Source organism: Nitrospirales bacterium, from assembly GCA_031315865.1.
GTDB lineage: Bacteria > Nitrospirota > Nitrospiria > Nitrospirales > UBA8639 > JAGQKC01.
In genome coordinates this window covers 1,869,089-1,889,574 of record JALDRJ010000002.1, presented here as the reverse complement: position 1 = coordinate 1,889,574, position 20,486 = coordinate 1,869,089, and the positions used below count along the sequence as shown (strand labels likewise).

Sequence of the window (20,486 nt, the reverse complement as noted above, 5' to 3'; positions counted from 1 at the left end):
ACTTTCGTCACACACACTTCCTTCGTGCCTCAAGTCCATACGCGTGGTCTCTTGTCGTAACCCATCTGTGCAAATCTTCCGGAGTATCCACGTCGATGCTGGCGTGATCCAGTGGACACTCGACGACGGGAACATGCTCATCATACAACAGCGCCTTGGCCCCGCGATCACCTGACAGCTCTCTTAATTTTCCGAAGCTACTCCGGCCAAAGATCGCGGGCACTCCCCGACTCCCGGCGTAGACACTGCAAACAATGTTGTCACCGGTAAACTTCCTGCGTAATGGAAGAAGATCCTCCGCTGTCACAGCTATCTGATCAGCCAACAGAACCAGAATGCCGTCGACATGCGAGCCAATGCCGGTCACCCCTCGCGCGATCGAACTCCCTAACCCTTCAGACCAGTCAGGGTGGTAAATAAGGATGACATTCCGGAGCTCCTCAGAGTGCATGGCCTTCCTCAGTGCTTCATGCCACGCACCGCTCACCGCGAAGACCTTCCCCGGGCAGACCGCCTGGGCTGAATCGATACTGTGCTGGAGCAGAGCCTTTCCACCTACCTGCGTCAGTTGTTTGCATCGGCCAAAACGTGAGGCATAACCGGCCGCCATGATCAGCGCAGCGATTGATCGCGTCACACCAGTACTCCCGTCAGCGAACAGGCGGACCGTCGCATGAGGCTGGCATGGCATTCTGCCAGGATTGAAAGCGCAATGCTTTCCGGTAATTCTGCCCCAATGTCCAGCCCGGCAGGACCGGCTAACGGCGTCTTGAGTTCGGACTCTGTCATCTGGGCTTGTTCCAATACCTTGAGGCGGCGATCTATCGGACCGAGCAAGGCCATATAGTGTAACGGCACATCCCTCAAGACATTCAGGGCTTCGCTGTCCAACTGAATATTGTGCGTCATCAGTACGACGGCGTCGACAGACTTCCGAAGGACAAACTCGAACAAGTCCGATGCTGCTCCCTTCAATATCCAGTCTGCGTTCAAAAAATGTTCTCGTCGGGCATTCGCCGGGCGAGGGTCCCACACGCTCACTTGCCAGCTCAGTTGGTGCGCGATCGCGACCAGTGGCCGCGCATCGGCTCCCCCGCCCGCCACGAACAAATGTGGAACCGGGACGATTGGGGTAATGAGCCATTCCGCGTCGTCTTCCTCGATCAACTCGCTTCTTGGCGGGACACCGGTCCGGGGAATCGCTTCCGTCCCGATGAATCGGGACTCGACGGAACCCCGTGAATCAGGAATACGTTGATAGTACAAACCGGTTTTCCGTTCACTGAGCGCCTGGAAGACCGCTTCCAAATGGAGGAAGTGTGCCTGAGCGTTCACCGGCTGCAGAAGAACGTGGACCGTCCCGCCACAGCCACTCGCTACATGAGATATGTGCTCATCCTCGTGAGTATCGTAAGAACACGTCCTGGCCCGGCCTTCCAGCATCACCCGGCGGGCCTGCCGTTGAATATCTGCTTCCAGACATCCCCCACTCAACAGCCCGAACTGCTCTCCCAGTCCATTGAACAGCATCATGGCCCCGGGTTTTCGGTAACAGGGTCCCTCGGTTTTATAGACCGTGCCGAGCACCCATTCACAGTCCTCTGGCTGTTTTCGCCACTGCGTCAGCAAATGTAATAGATGATTCGCCATCTCATGATGCCCTCTCGTGATCGCGAGGTCGCGCTATTCTCATGCACCTCCATCTCACTTGTCAAAACTGACAAGCATTATGAAACTTTACGTCAGAAACTCCAAGGGGTGTCGGCAAAGTTGCTTACGAGACAATCAGTAACTAAGATGATTCAGGACACTTTATGTAACCATGAGGTTGTTTATCACACAAGTCAGGCTCTGGCTTCCTCGTCACAATTTGTTGATAGAAAGTCATTTTCCTTCTCGTACGACATTCACCATCACCCCTGACATCATTACTCTTCGCCAGCTTACCGTGTGAGACTCGCATTACCCATGATATCAAACGGAACCATGGCGGAGTTCAGGTAAAGACACGAAGATGGAATACGTTCACACACTCCAGCCGGTAATTCTGCTGCTCTTTATCGGCATCGTCTCGATCGTCATGATGCGGTCGATGCGCATGAGCCCCATCGTCGGGTATTTGCTAGCCGGCATGATGATCGGATCGCACGGTCTGGGGCTGATCCATGATAGTGAAACGACGCATCTCCTGGCAGAGCTGGGCGTCGTGTTTCTGCTCTTCGATATTGGCTTACACTTTTCGCTTTCACATATCTGGGATGCCCGGCGTGACATCCTGGGACTGGGACCATTGCAGATGGTCTTATGTACAGCCGCTCTGGCATTGGTCTTTGCTGTATCGGGCGATTTACCCAAGGATATTTCTATCGTTCTCGGCGCCGCACTGGCGCTGTCATCCACAGCCGTTGCGGTACAGACATTGGCCGAGTACGGCCAGCAACGCTGCCCGATCGGACAGTCGGCCATAGCGGTGCTGATCTTTCAGGATATTTGCGCGATCTTCCTCCTCATTCTCGCCAATTCGCTGGGTGAAAGCCGCGAATCGCTTGCGGGCGCCATCACGAGCGCGACAGTCAAGGGCGGCGTGGCTTTCGTCGCGGCTATCGTGATAGGCCGGTTTGTCGTCGGCCCGCTTTTTGTATTTCTTTCCAGGACCAAACGAGAGGAAATCTTTACGGCAACAGCCTTGCTCGTGGTCCTTGCGACTGCGGCGGCCACTGGCGCGATGGGCTTGTCACTCACACTCGGAGCGTTTCTCGGCGGGATGATTATCTCTGAAACTCCTTACCGGCATGTGATTCAGACGGAAGTCAAACCATTTCGCGCGTTGCTCCTGGGGTTTTTCTTTGTGACAGTCGGCATGTCTCTCGATTTCGAAATCCTGTATCGAGAATGGTGGAAGATACTCCTGGCTGTCTCTCTGCTCGTCAGCATCAAAACCATCATGGTCTACCTCGCAGCGAGAAGCTTGCGTAGACCGATGCCAAGCGCCATTCAGCTTAGTTTCCTCTTATCGCAAGGTAGTGAGTTCGCGTTCGTGATTTTTGGGATGCCAGCCCTCAAAGCCGCCTTGGGACCAGAGTTATCAGCGATTCTGATCACCAGCATTGCGGCCAGCATGGCACTGACGCCCCTATTAGCGACACTCGGCCATCGGCTCGCGACGCACCTCGCCAACAAGGATTCAGAAGCGGGACATGCCACCGAGTCTTTGCCCGTTCACCAGATTGCGCCAGTCGTTATCTTCGGCATGAACGAAGTCGGTCAACGCGTCGCAGATGGGTTAGAAGCTCACGGAATTTCCTACACCGCGATCGAGATGGACCACGACCGGTTCATTAAGGCGCATGCGGATGGCTATCCGGTGGCGTTTGGCGACGTGGCGGATGTGCGGCTCATGGAAACGTTTGACATGGCTCAGAGGCCGACGATCGTCATCACGATTGCCCGTTATGAAATCTCCCAGGCTCTCACGCCGATCGTTCGAGAACGCTATCCCAATCTGACGCGGTTTGTCTCCGTTGAGAATGACGAAGAACGACAAAAATTCGAAACACTGGGCATGAAGGCCATTGTGACGCGGAGCGTTCCGAAAGGCCTTGACTTGGCCGCGTTAGTCTTGCGGGAGCATAAAGTGAGCGATGACAAAATTCAAAAATGGATGCGGCGGGAGCAGGAGCAAGCGCTGGAAACTGTCGATGCGCGCGAATTGCTGGCCGGAACCACGTGATTGTTCAAAATTGTTGGCACTTTCGACACGATCGACCTCAAACCACTGACCAAGACCCTCCGTTAAAATCATTTCTAGCAATTTTACCAGCCGGCTTCAGGCATTTCGGTGTCTCAAACTCAGTTCGCGTCACACGCCTTGTCGCAGAGTAAGCACGATATTCTGCGTTCATTTTCTTAATCATTCATGAGAAAGGTCCTATGAATCTGTCGGGGACAGTCCTGTCAGATTGCTATGGCTACAGAAACAGCAAGACGTCGCCGATAATCGTCAGAACATCAATCTCTTCATTACTCAGGAGGGCAGGCATGCAAGAATTATTAACCCCTGTTCGGCAAAGCTATGGACGCTGTGCCATGAATCCGAACTTTATCGACTACTTCTATGAAGAATTTCTGAAAAGTCACCCTTCCATCAAGCCGATGTTCAGCAATACCGATTTCAAAAAACAAAAAGAATTGCTGCGCACTGGCATCGGGATGCTGCTAGCGCACCTTGAAGGAAAGCCCGCAGGGACCATGACGCTCGATCGGATCGCAGAAAGCCACAACAAACAACACATGAACATCAACCCGAATCTCTACCAATTCTGGATCGACAGTCTGATTAAATCCGTCAAGCAGTGCGATCAAAAGTTTTCCCCTGATTTAGAACGAAGTTGGCAAAAGGTTCTACGTGCCGGAGTTGACTATATCACCGCTCGGTATGATGCCCCTGCTTCCTAATCCTATCGACCGTCGATGAGGGGTTCCGTCAGGTCACTGGCGAACCTCTCAACAGTTTCCCATTCCCGTTCACATCGGTTCATTCAAACATGTTTCTCGGCGGTCGTGCTCTGGGTACCTAGAAGCATGTGATCGAGGCCGATGTTTTCCAGTCGAGCGTTCCATCTCATTCGACAGACGTGGTAGCTTCCTATCTGGCCAATAATCAACCCGAAGGGTCGGAAATGGAAACATGCGACTCCTGATTCTTGACATAACTTCACGTATGCCGTCTGATAACAATATCCCTTTGAGTACGAATAGCCGTCTTGTGTTCCCACGCCCTGGGTACGCTCTCGGCTTGCGTCTGAGCCACACCAATGGAGGAAATTCGAATTCATTGTTGAACCCTTGTGCCAATTCAGGCGACTAATCGAGAAACGTCCCGATTGAATATTTCACGGGCATAGCCCCCAAATGAGGAGTTTTTATGCGATTCCCTCGATTCATGAACACATTCACTCATGCCGCAGTTCTTGGACTGCTCAGCTTCGTCTCAACGATCCACGCCGCAGTGCCTGAGGACGCAGCCAATTTCATCTCCTTGGGAAAAACCGTGCAATTCGAAGACTTCCAGGGAGAAGAGACCCTCGTCGAACCTGGAAACTACATGGTGACGAAAGAAGAAAACGCCCTTCAACTCACCAACACGCTCTCAAAAACCTCCACGACGCTCGAAGCAGATGAGACATCTCATACATCTGAAATCTCCACGCCGACCGCCGTGTCAGTTCCTGGACAGGAAGGCCCCTTAGCCAATACCCATATCATCATGCTGTTCTTACCGAACGGACAGGTGTGGCAGGCTGTAGGCACATACCCAGGCATCCAAAGCCGGGCCATTCCTCAGGACATGCCGCTTTCAGGAAGCCCTAACACCGTCACATTCGACAAAGCCGTGTACTTTACCGCCCCGGACGGCAGTCCCGTCATCGTGGAAGCAGGAGACTATACGGCCGAAGACGCGCAAGACTGGATTCGCTTGATTCCCGGGAGCGAACGACACGACGCACTCCTGATCGAAGCGCAGAAAGGGACAAACGATGCTGAACTTGACGAACTGATCGCGCTGTCTCTTCCCGGTTCTACAGAACAAGAATCGGACCGACATTATCTCATGCTCATGCTCCCCAACGGACAGACCCTGGAAGCCACGGGATCGTATAGCGGCATTCAACCTCGTGGTTGGCTGGACAAGACGTTCCAGAAAGCTAAAAAACAAGTCAACAAGACGTATAAACAAGCCCACAGCACGGTCAGAAAAACAGGCAAAAATTTGGGACGAACGGCGCAAAAAGTCGGCAAAGACGTGAACCAGGCAGCCTTACAAGCTAAACGCGCAGCAGAAAAAGCCGCCAAAGACGCAGCGGAAAAAGCAAAATATCTTGCGCAACAGACAGCCATCGGAGCCTGCAAAGTCGCGCTCAAAACGACGCAAGCTGTGGCTAAAGCCAAGGCCATGATTCTCGATCCGCTCAAAAAACAACTCGCCAAAGCCCTTCAACTCCCCAAAGCTCAGAAAGCCCTTCTCGACGCGATCGAGACGATTAAACAACAGCAGGCCGCGTCGATCCAACGTGTGATAGAAGCCGCACAGATCCTATCGAATCCGAAGAATACGCGAGCGGTGAAACAGCTCATGGATCCCGACAGAATGTGCGACAAACCGGCTCAGACCGTGCAAAACACATTTAAAAACATGATCGGGGGGCCAATCCGCCAGGCATTGGCCGTCGTGAACTCCGGGAATGGATCTCAGGTCCGATCTCGAGGGTCGTTTGCCTCTGCGACGCTGGCCTTGGGAGGAAACGCGGCCAAGGTCGGTGGAGGAGAAATCGGAGTCCGGTTTGCGTTTGACTTCGTGAATCAATCACACTGGTTTCTTGACTTGGCTGGCATGGTAAAAACTAATGTGGGTGGGGGTGGGGGCGTACAACTGGGAATCTTTCCCCGTAAAGACCCCGTGCAGACCGGTGGATGGTTTTTGGGAGCCGGTGTCAGCTTTCCGCTTCCCAAAGTTCCCCAAAATACCGGAGGCGGCCTCGATTTTTACTTTGACTTTCCACTCGAAATACAAAAACCGTTTAAACTCAAGTGGAACCTCACATCCGCCAAGTTCTTCCTCGATCACTTCCAGGGGTTTGGCGTGAGCTTCGGAGGAGGGAAAAACGCTCTGCCCGCGGATATCGCGCTGAAAATCGGGGGCGGCATTCGCTTGAGTAAAAAGTAAGAAACGTTTCGAAGAACCTCACCCGTAAGGCCTGCCCGTGCACAGGGGGCAGGCCGCAACCTCTGTCGTATAAAGGCTCGTCATGACAGCTCGAACCTACCTGTTTCTACTCGGTGCCTTGATGATCCTGGCATGTACCGATTTCGCGATCGGCAAAGAACGATTGACACGTCCCCGCGCTTCATTGCCCCACGCCACCGGCCAAGGACAGCCCATTGAAAAGCTTAACGTACCTCCTGAAACACGAACGCAGCTCGAAAAGCTTGCTCGGAAGGTCAGGAAACAACCTCCCCCGCAAACGCTCGTCTTTGCGGGACCCCGTCAAAAGGAAAAACTAGAAGCGGCAGCAGCCCTCGCTCTCGAGTTGCAGCGCCCGCTCGTAAAGATAGATATCAGAAGAGTGGTAAGCCGCTACATCGGAGAAACGGAGAAGAATATCGATTCGTTTTTCCGCAGAGCCAAAGCGCAGAAAGCCATCCTCTTTTTCGATGAAGCCGACGCGCTGTTTGGCAAACGAACAGCGGTGACAGATGCGCATGATCGCTACGCCAATCAGGAAGTCTCCTATCTTCTTCAACGTGTCAGAGAACACACGGGATTGATGATTTTCAGTACACAAGACACATCTGGCATTCAGAAGGTTCGGATCACCGAGCATCAAACCATCGTTTCCATTCCCTAGCTCAATAGAATTCGTAGGCGAGTTGAAAAAGCGAGCGGACGCAGCGTGGCATACCCAAGTGGCTGAGGGACCCGCTCTGGAGTCCCTCATCTTCCGCCACCGTCAACATGACCTGGGCTTCCTGAGATCCCCCTCTAAGCCTTCGCCATGTTCACATGGTCAATCCATACATCGCCGTGAGGTATAGGCTACAATGCCTGATGTATGAACCTTATGCGATGAGTCGACGATTGACGATGCAAGGTTCATCGAGAAGACACTCTATTCCCGCGCGCGATATGAACATCACAGACTTCCGGCGCTTCGTCGTTGCCTTCATCGTTCTCGCACTGACCACTGTCGCTATCACTTGGCCACTCGTCTGGCACCTCAGTGACGCGCTTCCCATCGGAACAGAACATGAATTAACCGTGCCCCTTCTCAATCTCTGGACACTCTGGTGGAACGCTACCCAGGCCATGAACGGCTTCCCCGGGTATTGGGATGCCCCGATTTTTCACCCGTCACCTGGCACGTTTTCATTCTCTGAGCCTCAACTTTTCACGGGAATCTTGTCCATCCCGGTATGGTGGCTCACCGACTCGTCGGCCACGGTATACAACATCACTCTTCTGCTCTGCCTGTTCTTGAACGGACTGTGCGCCTATCGACTGGCCAGGAGCCTGGATATGCCTTTTTCACCTTCTCTGTTCTGTGGAATATTGGTGATCGGGATGCCTGTGACCGCGAAGCTGTTGGGCGTCCTCCCGTTGATCCCATTGTTCGGAATACTGTGGGCGCTCGAAGGATTCGTGTGGTTCGGAAAAGAAGGTTCCATCCAGAGCGCAATCTGGGCGGGGTTAGGGATCACGGGGCAATTCTTGTCATCACAACAGTTGATGTTGCTCTTTGCGCCTTTTGCCTTGCTAGCCGGAATTATCGCGCTGCATCAACGACAATGTTCTCAGAAGGCAGTCATCACACTAAGCGGCGTCGGCCTGGTAACCATACTTGCCTGCGTGGGGTTTGCATGGGGTCCACTACAGATCCACCAGAATCAAGGCTTCACACGCACGGACCAAGTCGTACAGGCTCTCTCGGCTCTGCCTGGAGATTACGTCACACGACCCCGAACTGCTCTTATTGGATTCCCTCCTCGTGAAGAGCATGATGGCGATACCGGCGGACTTTTCCCCGGTTTCTGTGTGCTGACATTGAGCGGATTGGGAATCGTGTACGGTCTTCGAGCGACGAAACAACGACGATGGGTCATGTATTTTCTTGTCGTCGGTGGGGCAAGCGTGGTCCTTTCGTTCGGATTGAATCTGTCGATCGGCGGGTGGCAGCCATTCAACACCTTGCGGACAGTCATTCCTGGATATCATGAGTTTCGCAGTCCATTCCGGTTCGCCATTCTGTTTCAGATGAGTCTGTGCGTATTCAGCGCCTTTGGATTATGGAAGCTTTGGCACGTACAGACTCCGTTCAAGAGCGTTCTCGTTCTCAGCGTTGTTGGCTTGTTGGCTGTTCTGGAAAACCTGGCCATCCCCCAGCCTCTTCACTCTTTTCCGCGCGTTGAACAGCAAGAATGGGTCTCGTGGTTGCGAGAACAGGGATCACGACGCGTCGTCGCACATGTCCCCTTTCCCGGCGGACAGCATGTTTCCGACTATGAGTTCGAAACAGTCCGAATGCTCGCACAGGTTCAGCATCGCAAACGTCTTGCGAATGGCTATTCCGGTTACTTTCCACCCGGCTATTCGAATTTTCAGTTAGACATGGCTCGACATTTTCCAACTACTCATCTTCTTTGTTTTCTCATTCAGGAACTCCATGTCGATACCATCATCATCGATCGTCACTGGGCACGCGACCACGAGCCACAACTCCAGACGTTCTCGCCGTTGAGCAAGCCGTTGTATGAAGACCCGCAGGTCAAAATTTTCTCGCTCCTCACAACCGACTCGCGCTGCTAACCCCCCGACAAAAATCCGAAAATTTTTACAAAATCTATGAACCGTCGAACTCCACGGTACGACTCACTCTACAGAACATAATGTCATAATTCACTTAACTAATTGAAATTGTTGAATATTGTCAACGTGAGACGGAAAAGTTTCATGCAGATTACCCAGTACAATGTTGGATTTTTTTGTGAGATATCTTACAATCACGGCCCCTTGCCAACCTGTGCGGTCATGACCATGGGGAGGTATGCGTGATGAAGAATGACCTGATCTGCTTTGGATGTTCGCTTCGCCAGGGTGTGATGGCTACAGTCTTCGCCACGGTCGTGACGTTGACTCTCTTAAGCTGTAACGGGGCCGAGTCGCCGGTCAACTCGCATGGAGGACCGGCCCAGGATCACGTGAGTCTCGTCGATAATCTTCGAGCGCAGGGCCTTACAGTTTCGCCAACCGGATCGATTTCTCAACCTTTCTTCGCTGTTCCAGGCCAGATTTTACGAGTAAACGGTCAAGATATTCAGGTCTTTGAGTATGCTTCGTCTTCTGCTGCGCAAACGCAGGCACACAGCATCTCTCCTGACGGCAAGGCCATCGACGATACGATCGTGGGGTGGGTCGGGCCAACGCACTTTTATCAAAATGGGAAAATCCTGGTGCTCTATATCGGCTCAGACCAAACAGTCCTAAAAACACTCGGGACCTTGTTGGGCCCGCAGATAGCCGGTGAACCATAAAATCACGTGACCTAGAAGGGAGGCCTAGAAGGAAGGAAAGGAAGGGGGAAAAAGGTCATGGCCCTTTTAGCAATGGACGGAATACGTTCCAGGGACAGGAGGCATGAAGTCATTCTTGAAACGCCTGAATAGGACAGATGGCGTTTCACACACACCCTAAAGGAGGTTGCACATGCGAGGGAAAATTTTAACGGCGGCGTATGTTTTGGTCGCCCTGGGATTGCTTACACTCAATGCCCAAGTGCTTGATGCCCACCAGTGGGGAAGCTGGCATTGGGACAAGCGGACACTCGGCATGTATTACTGGGGAAGTCATCAGACACAAGCGAAAGCCTCGGTACAGGATTGGGATTCCCATACCGATCTTAGCCTACCAACCAAGTCTTCGCACACTGACATCAGTGTTTTTGGACAAAATTCCGGTGCAACAGGCTGGGCCGGACTGGCTTCGATCAAGTCGTATGAGTTCGATTGGTGGCATAAGTGGTGTTGGTGCCGAATTAAGCATGCTCACGCGCAATACAATTCCTACTACGGATATTCGAATAGCAATGCGCAGGGCGTGTTCTGTCAAGAAGTTGGACACACCTTCGGATTAGACCATAGCAATACGAATGGCTGCATGGCGAAGGGCTATTACAGCCCGAGCAGCAATGTGAGTAATAGTCACAATTGGTCTGACATCAACTCGATGTATTAGCGGATTGTGTCATTCACACATTCGACTTGTTGTCTCAATTTCTGAAGGAGAACCGTCACATGACATCCAAGAAAACACATCAATGCTTGCAAGGGCTCATTGCCGTCTTGCTCGTCGCGTTCGTGGGACAAGTGGGCTACGAATACTGGTTTAACAAGCCGAAGCCGACAGTCTTTGCGGCTTGGGCCTATGATCCCCGTACTATGGTCGAAGCAAAAGGCCTGGCCCAAGAAGTCGTGGAAGCCGAAGTGACGAACGTAGAGCGGGCCGATGACCTAGTCGTGAAGGCGCCGGGTGAGCCGGGAGGCGTCGAACGGATCGCGATCGAAGTCGTCACGATGAAAGTCCAAGGAACTCTGAAAGGAAAACCTGCCCAGGAGGTTCAGGTATTCCGGACAGCCGGAATCCCGGTGAGTAACCGTGAGATGCCCCCGATGAGCCAGGCCCCCCCCAAACCCAAAGGGGCCACAAACCCACCCAAGCGTGCCACACCCTTTAACGCCAACACCATCAACATTCATGACGACGTGAAATACAAAAAGGGTGAACGATACATGATGTTCTTGAGAAACGGCCCCACCGTGAAGGTGAAAGGGCGACGAGTGGACACAAAATCCCTGGTCAATCCAAGCACCAGATTTCGCATCGGAAAGGACAATAAGATCAGTCCGATCGTCCAAAACCGGCTCGGGCTTCAATTCAAGGGAGAGCCATTACAGGAGTTCAAAGCCACCATCCAAAAAACAGGAGCGCTGAAGCCGATTCCTGGGGAAAAACCGGGGCAAATGATCCTCCCAAGTCTCAAAGTCAAGCCAGAAATGCTGAAAGGTCTCAAGGGGAAAATTCGTCCCCGGGGGATTGACCCAGGTGGAGCCTCGGATGCCATGCAAGACATGGAACTCGGGGAAGTCGAACTACCAGTTGAGGGCGCGGCTCCCGAATACGAAGACCTTCAATAATTATATTGGGGGAAGAAAGGCAAAAAGTATCATGCGGGTCTTATTTCAGGAAGAAAGAAGGCCCGCATGTCATTTCTTCGCAGGATAAGAGCCGTTCGGAAGATTTGGTCGTGACGCATGCTCCCGGCAGAACGCATACAACCTCAACACACAGGTTTCTCAAACCAATTCACACATCCTGGCTGTCAGTGAGTTTTTTGCATGATCTCTGACCGAACCTGATTCAGGTCATGACGATATCGCACCATGGCTCGAATGGCTTTGATCCCGTCTTGCCAGGTTATTTTCTTCCCTTCTTCTCGACTACGAGGACTGTACGAGATCGGCACTTCACGGATACGCCACTGTCCATGCGCCACTTTGCTGGTAATTTCCAGCTCTAATTCAAATCCTGATTCCAGCAACGTCATCTGTTGAATCACGGGTCGCTTGAACACTTTATACCCCGTCCAGACATCTGTTAACGACAACCCCGTCAATCGATTGGACAAAGCCGTAATAACCTTATTCCCAAAATATCCAAACTGAGACCAAGCCGGCTCGTCAGGGCTGAGGAATCGGGATCCATAGACGACATCAGCCTCGTCATCGATGATGGGGCGGAGAAGAGCATCATAGTCTTTGGGATCGTATTCAAGGTCCGCATCCTGAATGAGAAGAATGTCGCCGCTCGCCTGCCCAAACCCCGAACGTAAAGCGGAACCTTTCCCTTGATTGGCCTCGTGAAAGACGATCTTCAGACTGTCCGTAACAGCATTTCCGCAGTGCGAACGCCAATCAAGGCCGCGTTTGGTCTCCGGCGCACTCACCTGATGACGCAGCCATGCTGTGGTCCCATCCGCCGATCCGTCATCAACGATGATGATCTCCTTTCTCACGTCCTGGAGCTCAACCGACAAGACTCGCCGGAGCAATTCCTCTATCGTGTCCCGCTCATTAAACACAGGGATAATGACGGAAAGGATTGGCTTGGAGAACTCTTGTGTCATTTCGTGCGGTCGCAATTCAAGATTCGACTCATAAGGACCATAGAGTCCGGACCATTCGTCATGGGCTATACCGGTGGAGGTGGCATATCTTCGCACATCGACACCCCAAATATCATCATGGTTCAACCCCACACAGTCGTGCGCTCTCTATAACGAATCCAAATACGTTCCAGTCGATACAAACGACACCCCCCGCGCAGTAGGACGTTGCCTCAAGCGGAAGGTGATACCCACTTGGCTGTCCTGACACACATGGATGTTTCCCTCACGTCTTGCAGAGCCTAGGCCTGCAAGAGCGCACGGCATCGTTTTGGTATCACTGGAGCAGCTATAGCCGTCAGACATCGGGCAATCTATACAAAGGGATATTAAAACGCTCTGGAATGTTTTGGGGAAGGAGAACGGCAGATATCAGGGAGACAGGAGGATGCCTAGAAGGGATAAACAGGTATGTGAACCAGCAAGCAAACGGACTCAGCCGCATCCATACGGTTGAGCCCGTTCTTGCAACAGAATTAGCGGGGTATGCAATGGGAGTGCAAGACTAACCCTGACGCTGTGTCACAGAAGCCTGGCCTTTTGTTAAGACTCATTACTGAGTTTCTTTCCTTTTTTTTAATAATTCCTTGACGGCCTTTTTCGCCTTGGCCTTCGCATCAGCAGCTTCAGCATCCGCACGTGACGCACTAGCCTTGACCGACGACGACTCAGTCTTTATGTTCGTTTGCTCTTTCAATTTATTCATCGCCTCAGCGGCGCTTCCGGCGAAAACAGATGCTGGCACGAACATAAACGTAATCAGAATAGCGACAGCTATACCGTGAGAAAGTATACGAGACATCATCAGAACACCTCCTGGTTAACGGAAAGGGTCATCAATCATGTATGCATGTAAAGACTTCGAAATGCCTTACCCGGAATTAGCGTTCAAAAGAACAAAAAGCAAATCGTGTTCCCTTTGAAATCCATTGAATGGAATGGCAGAAATAGAAAGAAGATCAATAATTTAGGGACAGCATCTCTGCAAAGGAACAAGAAGTCCCCCAATACATATGTAGGGATACCACTGCAAACGAAGGAAAATCCCTTCACCGCACAAGGACGTGCGCACGAGACGGAAAGGAGTAAGTTGATCAAAAAGCCGAAAGCCCATCTTCCCCATATCGTGCGGTGGGCTCGGCCAAATGCCCACCGCATCGCCGTTTAATAATGCGGAATCCCGTTGGGTCCTTCAATCGTGAGCCAGTACACATATTCGAGCTGATCTGGCCCTGGGCTCACTTCCCACTTAATGTTGGGGTTGAACGACGATGTTCCAGGGAGCGTTTTACGGAGTTTCCCATAGTCGGGAGGAATAATTTTTTCACTGCCTGAACTCTTTTTATAGGAATACTCGACCTTTTTAAACACCCACCCGTTCTTCAACGTCACCGCATACCGGTCAGTTCCTCCATCCGTATCAACGGCCGTATCGCAATTGACGTGACGCCCATAGATCGTGCTCCCCTCCCGGAAACTCTTGACTGAACTCGAGAAACAACTGCCTCCCGTACTGGTGTTAAGTGCATTGCAAAAATTTTTATCAGCACCCGTTGAGCAATGAACAACATGGACCGCTGGATCATCCTGTTTGAGAAGCTTGGTTCTTCGTGACGCATAGAATGGGACTTTTCTGGCCAGTCCTCCCACTCCCTTCGCATTTTGCACTTGAAATTTCACCTTGTGATCCGCCACTCCAGAAATATCGCCAGGCACTTGGACCGTAATTTTCGTATCGCTCCAGTTTTTAATCTGTAGAGTCCTCTGGTGCTCGTTCGGATGCGTAAAATGCAAAACAACCTTTGACTTAGCCCCCTTCTCACCAAATTGCGTCCCTTTGATATACAGAGTCCCTCCGGGCGTGAGTGCTCCTAACTTCGGGGTGGTGAAGATTGCGTTGACCGTCGGCAGGTTTAAATCTTTGAGAAAGCCTGGGGTGAGCTTGAAATTCTTTGCCCCTCGAGCCTGAACGCCACTAGACGATCCGGTTGCTTGCAGCCCCTTTCCTCCAGGCATAAGCATCATAATCACTTGCGTGTCCTCATTGAGCCAAATGGACCGCGGTTCAGCGACATGGATCGGTTCTTGATGAACAAACGTCTCGACTTGAAGTGTAATCGGGCGGACGCCTTCCTGATCACTCGACGTTAAACGAAGAGTCTCCTCATCCGCCTCAACGGTATAGGTACCCATGGAAATCATGACATCTTCCTCGCTTGCCGTCAGAAAGTGCATGGGTTTTTCGATCTCCACAACGCTCTCCATTTCCACTGGCCCGGCGTCATTCTCCCCTATATCTCCTTTGATGTTCATTGATGAACAGGCAGAAATTACCCAGACGAATCCCACAATTCCAACGGCTAACCAATTATTCGAATATTTCATGACTCTCCCCCTCCAGAAATTTTGATCACGCCTTTTCACCGATCTCCCTTACTTATACGGAACCCCCTCAGGTCCCTTGATTTTGACCCAAAAACTATAGAGCACATAATCTTTCCCAGGACTGACTTCCCAGCTAACGTTTTGTCTCCAAACGGACGTGTCATACGTCGACCGTTTCAATTCTTCCTGCGTTGGAAGTCTCAGTTTTTCACTCGGACTGCTCCCGCCTCCTGAAATATCGATCTTGTCGATCACCCATCCATTTTTGAGTTTGACTTCCAAAATATCGGTCCCATCATCCCAATCAATGACGGCATCACAGTTGAGATGCATGATCGTGTACGTCGCATCTGTTCGGAGATGAGGGTGGCTAAACGTGCATGCTCCTTGATCACTATAACTGGCCCCGTTGCAATTATTGTGATCTGCCCCACGTGAGCAGGTTTTTACCCGCACGACGGCATCATTACGTTTCAGGACATGAATCTTCCGAGTTGCGTAGAAATTGACAGTCCAGGCTTTATGAGAAATGCCTTGCGAGGTTTTCAGGACAAAACTGGCGTTATGATCTGGAATCTCCGAAATACGACTCGGAATCTTAGCTTTGATCTTCGTATCACTCCAGCTCTCTACCGTGAGAGGATATTTTTGGACTTTGTCAAATCGATTTTTCACGCTCAGAACAAGCGTTCCCTTCGATTTCCCAAATTGTTTACCTTTGAGGTAAAGATTTCCACCCGGCGTAATGGCGCCAAATTTCGGTGAAGTAAAAATACCTTGAATCTTGGGGATGACTTTTAAGAGCCCCTTGAAATCAAAATTAAAACGTTTCGCTTCTTTCTTGCCCCTCATTGTCACTCCACTATAGGACCCGGTCGCCTGTAAGACCTTCCCATCCGGTTTAAGCAACGTCACGAGATGATCATCGTCTTCGCCACTCATTGAAAGAGACTCGGAATCAGCGATTGACTCTTCATGGGTCGCCGCCTCAGCATGAATCGTCACCGGTTTTCCGTTAGCTTCTGAACTTGATGTGAGTTTCAGTACATCATCTGCCGCTTCTACGGCATAGGTCCCTGGAACCACCATCACAGGTTCCCCGTTCGGTGATTGAAAATATACGGTTTTGTCCAATTCGATCACTTGCTCAAACTCTGCCGGCCTGGCATCAGCCTCTATCTCTCCCTCGGTTATCTGAGCCGACGTGCATCCATACAGACCAACCATCATCAATACGACCGGCATCAACCATTGGTATTTTTGTTGTTTTCTCATCTTGTCATTCTCCCCTCTGGTTGCTTGCGGTACAACCGGTTTCTCACGTAGGACTGGAATGTGTATGGCATGATTGCTCGTGCGCGCGCTGATGAAGCAACCCACGAGAAGTGACAGATATATTCCCCGTGTCACCTGACACCTGAACCTGGGATTTCTGCTCCATAACAGATGAGTCGTCCTAGCTATCAATAAGGTTCATGGGGCCACAAGCGGATCATCATACTACGAGGGTCTTGACTTGCACAAAAAGGGGACATTCTGCTTATCAAGCTTCCATGATTCTTCCCATAGCACTTGTCTCTCCGGCTCAGCATAGTGGGCCGTTTTCAACACCCACCATAAAGCTTCTTTCCCAGGATATTCTCCTCAGGATCACTGCTACCTGGTTCACGCCAGACAACTACTTGTTCGAATGGTGGTGTAAGACTGGTTATTAGTATTAGAATAGAAAACTCTTTGCGTACCGGCTGAAAAGCCCCTATCGACTTCTCTAAAGAGCGTGAGATTCGGAGGCAACCATGTATCGAACGGGAAATAGCCAATTTCTTTTCAGAATAAGCCTGTTCTGTCTTCTGGTATTCGCGTTCCAAAGCGCATGGGCCAGTCAGCCAAATATCGTGCTCAGTCGAGCCTTACACTTTAGCGATCCGAATGGCCATCCCATTACGTTGGAGCCGGGAAAATACTTTGTCGAGCCCGCCGGAGATTCTGAGTTACGGTTGACACGAGAGGGACAACAAATGGATATCGTCCTGCATGCCGAGGCCTTAACCCATGAACAATATGAGCTTTTCTCCCCAATGGCGATGACTCGGCCGTCGAAGCAAGGGAAATTCTTTATTACTTTGCTGCTCCCTGGTGGGCAAAAACTTGAGGCCGTGGGCTCGACTAAAGCGCCTCCCCCGCCAACAATGCCACACATTGCCCTGGCTCCAACAACGACTCCACCTGCTTCAAAACCAGGTACAGCCGCGGAAATTGCATTACCCTCCGTGGAGAAGCCGATGATTCGAAAAACACCGTCGCCGGCTCTTGAGAAACCGGCTCTGGCCTACCAGGCTCCGTCCACGACCGACCTGCAAGAACAGACCGATTCTCTATTTATACCCCAGGATGACTTCAGCCTGCTTTCGGTCTACGCACCAAATCATCTGGGGCAGACGATCCACGAACAACCCCGTCTTTTCTGGCATCTCTCGGAGCCAATTGAGCATCCTATTGACGTGATACTCACAGAACTGGGAGCGGTCGAGGTCGTATTTGACATGCGCTTGTTGCCTCCCATGGAAGCTGGAGTCCATTCGGTGTCCCTTGAAGACTATGGTATTCGACTGTTAGCAAACGTGGCCTACCAGTGGGAAGTGTCCCTTTTAGCCGATACCCCACAGAATTCCATGAAAGCGAGCGGGTTCATCAAGCGAGTGGAGAATACTTCTTCGCTACCCATGACCTTGGCCCAACAGCCCCCCTCGCCCGAAGCTCCTCTTCTGTATGCTCATGCCGGCCTTTGGTATGACGCGTTCTGGGCCCTTTCCGAATTGATTCGTTCAGACCCGAAAAATCCTGCGTTTCTGGAGCAACGCGCCTCCTTACTTAAACAAGTAGGCTTAGACAGGCTGGCCAACTTCGATCGAACCACCATCGCGGCTCACTAGGACACAAGAAATCTCGTGCGCGATATCCAGCTGTTCATTCTTCCGTAAACTTGTGTCGTATAGCCGTTTCAGTAATACCGAAACGATACAGTGCGCCCCTGCACGCCTTGGCTTTGCAAGACGTGAGAGAAACATCCATGTGTGTCAGAACATCCAAGCGGGTATCACCTTCCGTTTGAGACAACATCGTAACGCGTGGAGTTTGTCATATTTGCCGATTGAAACGTCTTTGGGTTCGCTATAGTCACTCACGTTTTATGCACCGCTGTCACGATCGTGCATCCCTTAGCCATACTCAAGTGTTTTTCTCTGCACTCTCTTTCGTCATTTTCGCCACATTGTTGTTCGTGAGAGTTGCCTCGGGCTCTGAAGCTCAAGAACCTGAGATTACCCAGCTTGATCCCGTCATCGTCACCGCCTCCGTCCTTCCGACCACCGCCTTACGTTCGACAGCGAGTGTCCGATTGATCACGAGAAATGATATAGAACGGCAGCAGGCCAACCGATTCGCTGAGCTGCTGCAACAAGTCCCCGGGCTTCACGTCGATGAGATGGGAGGACGAGGTGGGATCAGTTCCGTCTATATTCGCGGAGGCGACCCGAACTTCACGCTGGTCTTGATCGATGGAGTGCCGATCAACGACCCGACGAATCAACGGGGAGGGTCTGTCGATCTTTCGACACTCACTCCAGAACGCATTGAACAGATCGAAATCATTCGTGGCCCCCTCTCAGCGCGCTATGGCTCAGAGGCGGTCTCAGGCGTGATCAATATCCGCACGCAACAAGGAAGCGAAGAATCGCACCAATCGCTCCGGGTAGCCGGAGGCCGCTTCGGGTACACACGGGAAGTGCTTCAAGCCAATGGGCCAATCGGTCCAGCCACATATGCGCTCTCGCTCTCTCACACACGGAATGATGAAGAGGTCAAGCACGACCGATTTCAGTTAGGAACTGTCGGTTGGCATATCAATTGGCTCGATGATCTTCCAATTGATGTCCGTCTGACCGGGAAATTCACCCATACGCACTCACGAGCGTTTCCTGAAGGAAGTGGAGGGTCGCGTCTGGCTTTTCTCCAAGACACCGAAAGACGAAATACCTCCGAACTGGTGTCTGGCTTACACCTTGACCATCAGCTTCTCCCTGAATGGAAACAGGCTCTTTCCGTTAATCTCTTCCGGCGCACGCAGGACAGTGACAATCCTGGCGTCTTAGCGACTCCGGTGCTGTTTGGTATTCCTCCCAACACATCCCGGACCACGTACACGCGCATTCAACCGACATGGATCCATTCGGTGACGCTGATTCCAGAATGGTCAGTGGCCGTCGGCATGCAGGAGACGATTGAAATCGGAAAACGCCGGGGAAATCAAGAACTCACGGCGGTAGGCGCGCCCAGCAATCAACGATCCAATTTTGAGAATACCCGATCGACCAGCGCCTTCTTCGCTGAACTCTCGGCAACACTGTCCGATGATGTTCAGATGACTGGTGGTCTGCGAGTCGATATTCCGGAAGGCTTTGAAACCGAGCTGAGTCCCCGCGTCGGCTTCAATTATCAGGCTACCCCCACAACACGCCTACGGGCCGGCTACAGTGAAGGGTTCAAGCTACCGAGCATGGCCAGTCTGGGAGATCCGTTCATCGGCAATAGCCGCTTGAGACCTGAAACGAGTCGAGGCTGGGACGTGAGCGTTCAACATAGCTTTGCCCAATACTCGGGCCAAGTAGAGCTGACGTATTTTCGGAATACCTTTTCCCGGTTGATCGATTTAGAGCCGACGCTGGCACGGATGGGCATCTTTCAACTCGTGAATCTACGGACCGTGCATACGCAAGGCATTGAACTAGCCGCAAGCCTGAGCCCTTTGACGGGATACTCGATTCAAGGATTCATGACGTACTTGGACACCAATATTCAAGGGACTTCTGACCATCTTCGCAATCGTCCGACATGGAGCGGGGGAGTGATTCTTCTTGCCGAACCCTCCCCCTCTTGGACCCTTCGCGCCCAAATCCGAGCAGTTGGACAGCGGTTTGACTTACAGATTCCCACACAAGACGATCGAGCGCCAGGGTATGTCAAATCTGACCTCACGATGACCTATCGCCCAACCTCCGCATGGAGCCTATTTGGCGTACTGGAAAATTTTACGGATTCGCATTATGAAGAGTTCCTGGGTTTTGAAGCTCCTGGAATCACCTTTCGCTTTGGATTGACCTACGCCCGTTGATCTCCGGCCTTCCCTTTGCGGCGGCATCACGCGCCCCCTTCTGATCGACAACGAACAGTTGCCTACGCCACCTTCCACAAACATGAGGTATTCCCCGGCAATGACTCATACTTTCAGCCTACAAAAACGTTCTTAAGGCTTCACGTTTTTCTCCGAAA

16 protein-coding genes are annotated in these 20,486 nt (G+C 51.8%); 10 read left to right on the top strand and 6 right to left on the bottom strand.

Annotated elements, in window-relative coordinates:
* Positions 1-7 precede the first annotated feature (7 nt).
* On the bottom strand, positions 8-637 hold the full coding sequence (locus tag MRJ96_08740; GenBank protein ID MDR4501520.1) for a nucleotidyltransferase family protein: 630 nt from the start codon (positions 635-637) through the stop codon (positions 8-10).
* The gene (locus MRJ96_08735) at positions 634-1,650 is read right to left on the bottom strand and encodes an XdhC family protein (GenBank protein ID MDR4501519.1); all 1,017 of its coding nucleotides are present in this window, start codon (positions 1,648-1,650) and stop codon (positions 634-636) included. Before MRJ96_08735 ends, MRJ96_08740 begins: the two co-directional genes overlap by 4 nt.
* A 364-nt stretch (positions 1,651-2,014) precedes the next feature.
* On the opposite strand from MRJ96_08735, the gene MRJ96_08730 reads away from it, so the two are divergent.
* The 8 genes from MRJ96_08730 to MRJ96_08695 all read left to right on the top strand — a co-directional run bounded on the left by MRJ96_08730 (position 2,015) and on the right by MRJ96_08695 (position 11,745).
* On the top strand, positions 2,015-3,730 hold the full coding sequence (locus MRJ96_08730) for a cation:proton antiporter (GenBank protein MDR4501518.1): 1,716 nt from the start codon (positions 2,015-2,017) through the stop codon (positions 3,728-3,730).
* A gap of 308 nt (positions 3,731-4,038) precedes the next feature.
* Positions 4,039-4,455, top strand: coding sequence for a globin (locus MRJ96_08725; GenBank protein ID MDR4501517.1), 417 nt, complete (start codon positions 4,039-4,041; stop codon positions 4,453-4,455).
* A gap of 469 nt (positions 4,456-4,924) precedes the next feature.
* A complete protein-coding gene (locus tag MRJ96_08720) occupies positions 4,925-6,724 on the top strand; it encodes a hypothetical protein (GenBank protein MDR4501516.1) in 1,800 nt (599 codons plus the stop codon).
* 82 nt (positions 6,725-6,806) lie between these two features.
* On the top strand, positions 6,807-7,406 hold the full coding sequence (locus tag MRJ96_08715) for an ATP-binding protein (GenBank protein MDR4501515.1): 600 nt from the start codon (positions 6,807-6,809) through the stop codon (positions 7,404-7,406).
* 200 nt (positions 7,407-7,606) lie between these two features.
* Entirely contained in the window at positions 7,607-9,361 is a 1,755-nt protein-coding gene (locus MRJ96_08710; protein MDR4501514.1) for a hypothetical protein, read from the top strand.
* Between the two features lie 245 nt (positions 9,362-9,606).
* Positions 9,607-10,086 (top strand): hypothetical protein, encoded by a 480-nt coding sequence (locus MRJ96_08705; GenBank protein MDR4501513.1) that lies wholly within the window; start codon positions 9,607-9,609, stop codon positions 10,084-10,086.
* Positions 10,087-10,258: 172 nt separating this feature from the next.
* Positions 10,259-10,786 (top strand): hypothetical protein, encoded by a 528-nt coding sequence (locus MRJ96_08700; protein ID MDR4501512.1) that lies wholly within the window; start codon positions 10,259-10,261, stop codon positions 10,784-10,786.
* Between the two features lie 59 nt (positions 10,787-10,845).
* Entirely contained in the window at positions 10,846-11,745 is a 900-nt protein-coding gene (locus MRJ96_08695; GenBank protein ID MDR4501511.1) for a hypothetical protein, read from the top strand.
* 185 nt (positions 11,746-11,930) lie between these two features.
* On the opposite strand, the gene MRJ96_08690 is transcribed toward MRJ96_08695, so the two are convergent.
* The 4 genes from MRJ96_08690 to MRJ96_08675 form a co-directional block, all read right to left on the bottom strand.
* On the bottom strand, positions 11,931-12,866 hold the full coding sequence (locus MRJ96_08690) for a glycosyltransferase family 2 protein (GenBank protein ID MDR4501510.1): 936 nt from the start codon (positions 12,864-12,866) through the stop codon (positions 11,931-11,933).
* Positions 12,867-13,326: 460 nt separating this feature from the next.
* Positions 13,327-13,578 (bottom strand): hypothetical protein, encoded by a 252-nt coding sequence (locus MRJ96_08685; protein MDR4501509.1) that lies wholly within the window; start codon positions 13,576-13,578, stop codon positions 13,327-13,329.
* A 359-nt stretch (positions 13,579-13,937) separates the two neighbouring features.
* A complete protein-coding gene (locus MRJ96_08680) occupies positions 13,938-15,158 on the bottom strand; it encodes an IPT/TIG domain-containing protein (protein MDR4501508.1) in 1,221 nt (406 codons plus the stop codon).
* Positions 15,159-15,206: 48 nt separating this feature from the next.
* Positions 15,207-16,433, bottom strand: a complete 1,227-nt coding sequence (locus MRJ96_08675; GenBank protein MDR4501507.1) for a hypothetical protein — start codon at positions 16,431-16,433, stop codon at positions 15,207-15,209.
* A gap of 521 nt (positions 16,434-16,954) precedes the next feature.
* Here MRJ96_08675 and MRJ96_08670 point away from each other — a divergent pair.
* Complete coding sequence (locus MRJ96_08670; GenBank protein MDR4501506.1) at positions 16,955-18,091, top strand: DUF928 domain-containing protein; 1,137 nt, start codon at positions 16,955-16,957, stop codon at positions 18,089-18,091.
* A gap of 347 nt (positions 18,092-18,438) precedes the next feature.
* Positions 18,439-20,328, top strand: coding sequence for a TonB-dependent receptor (locus MRJ96_08665; protein MDR4501505.1), 1,890 nt, complete (start codon positions 18,439-18,441; stop codon positions 20,326-20,328).
* Positions 20,329-20,486 lie beyond the last annotated feature (158 nt).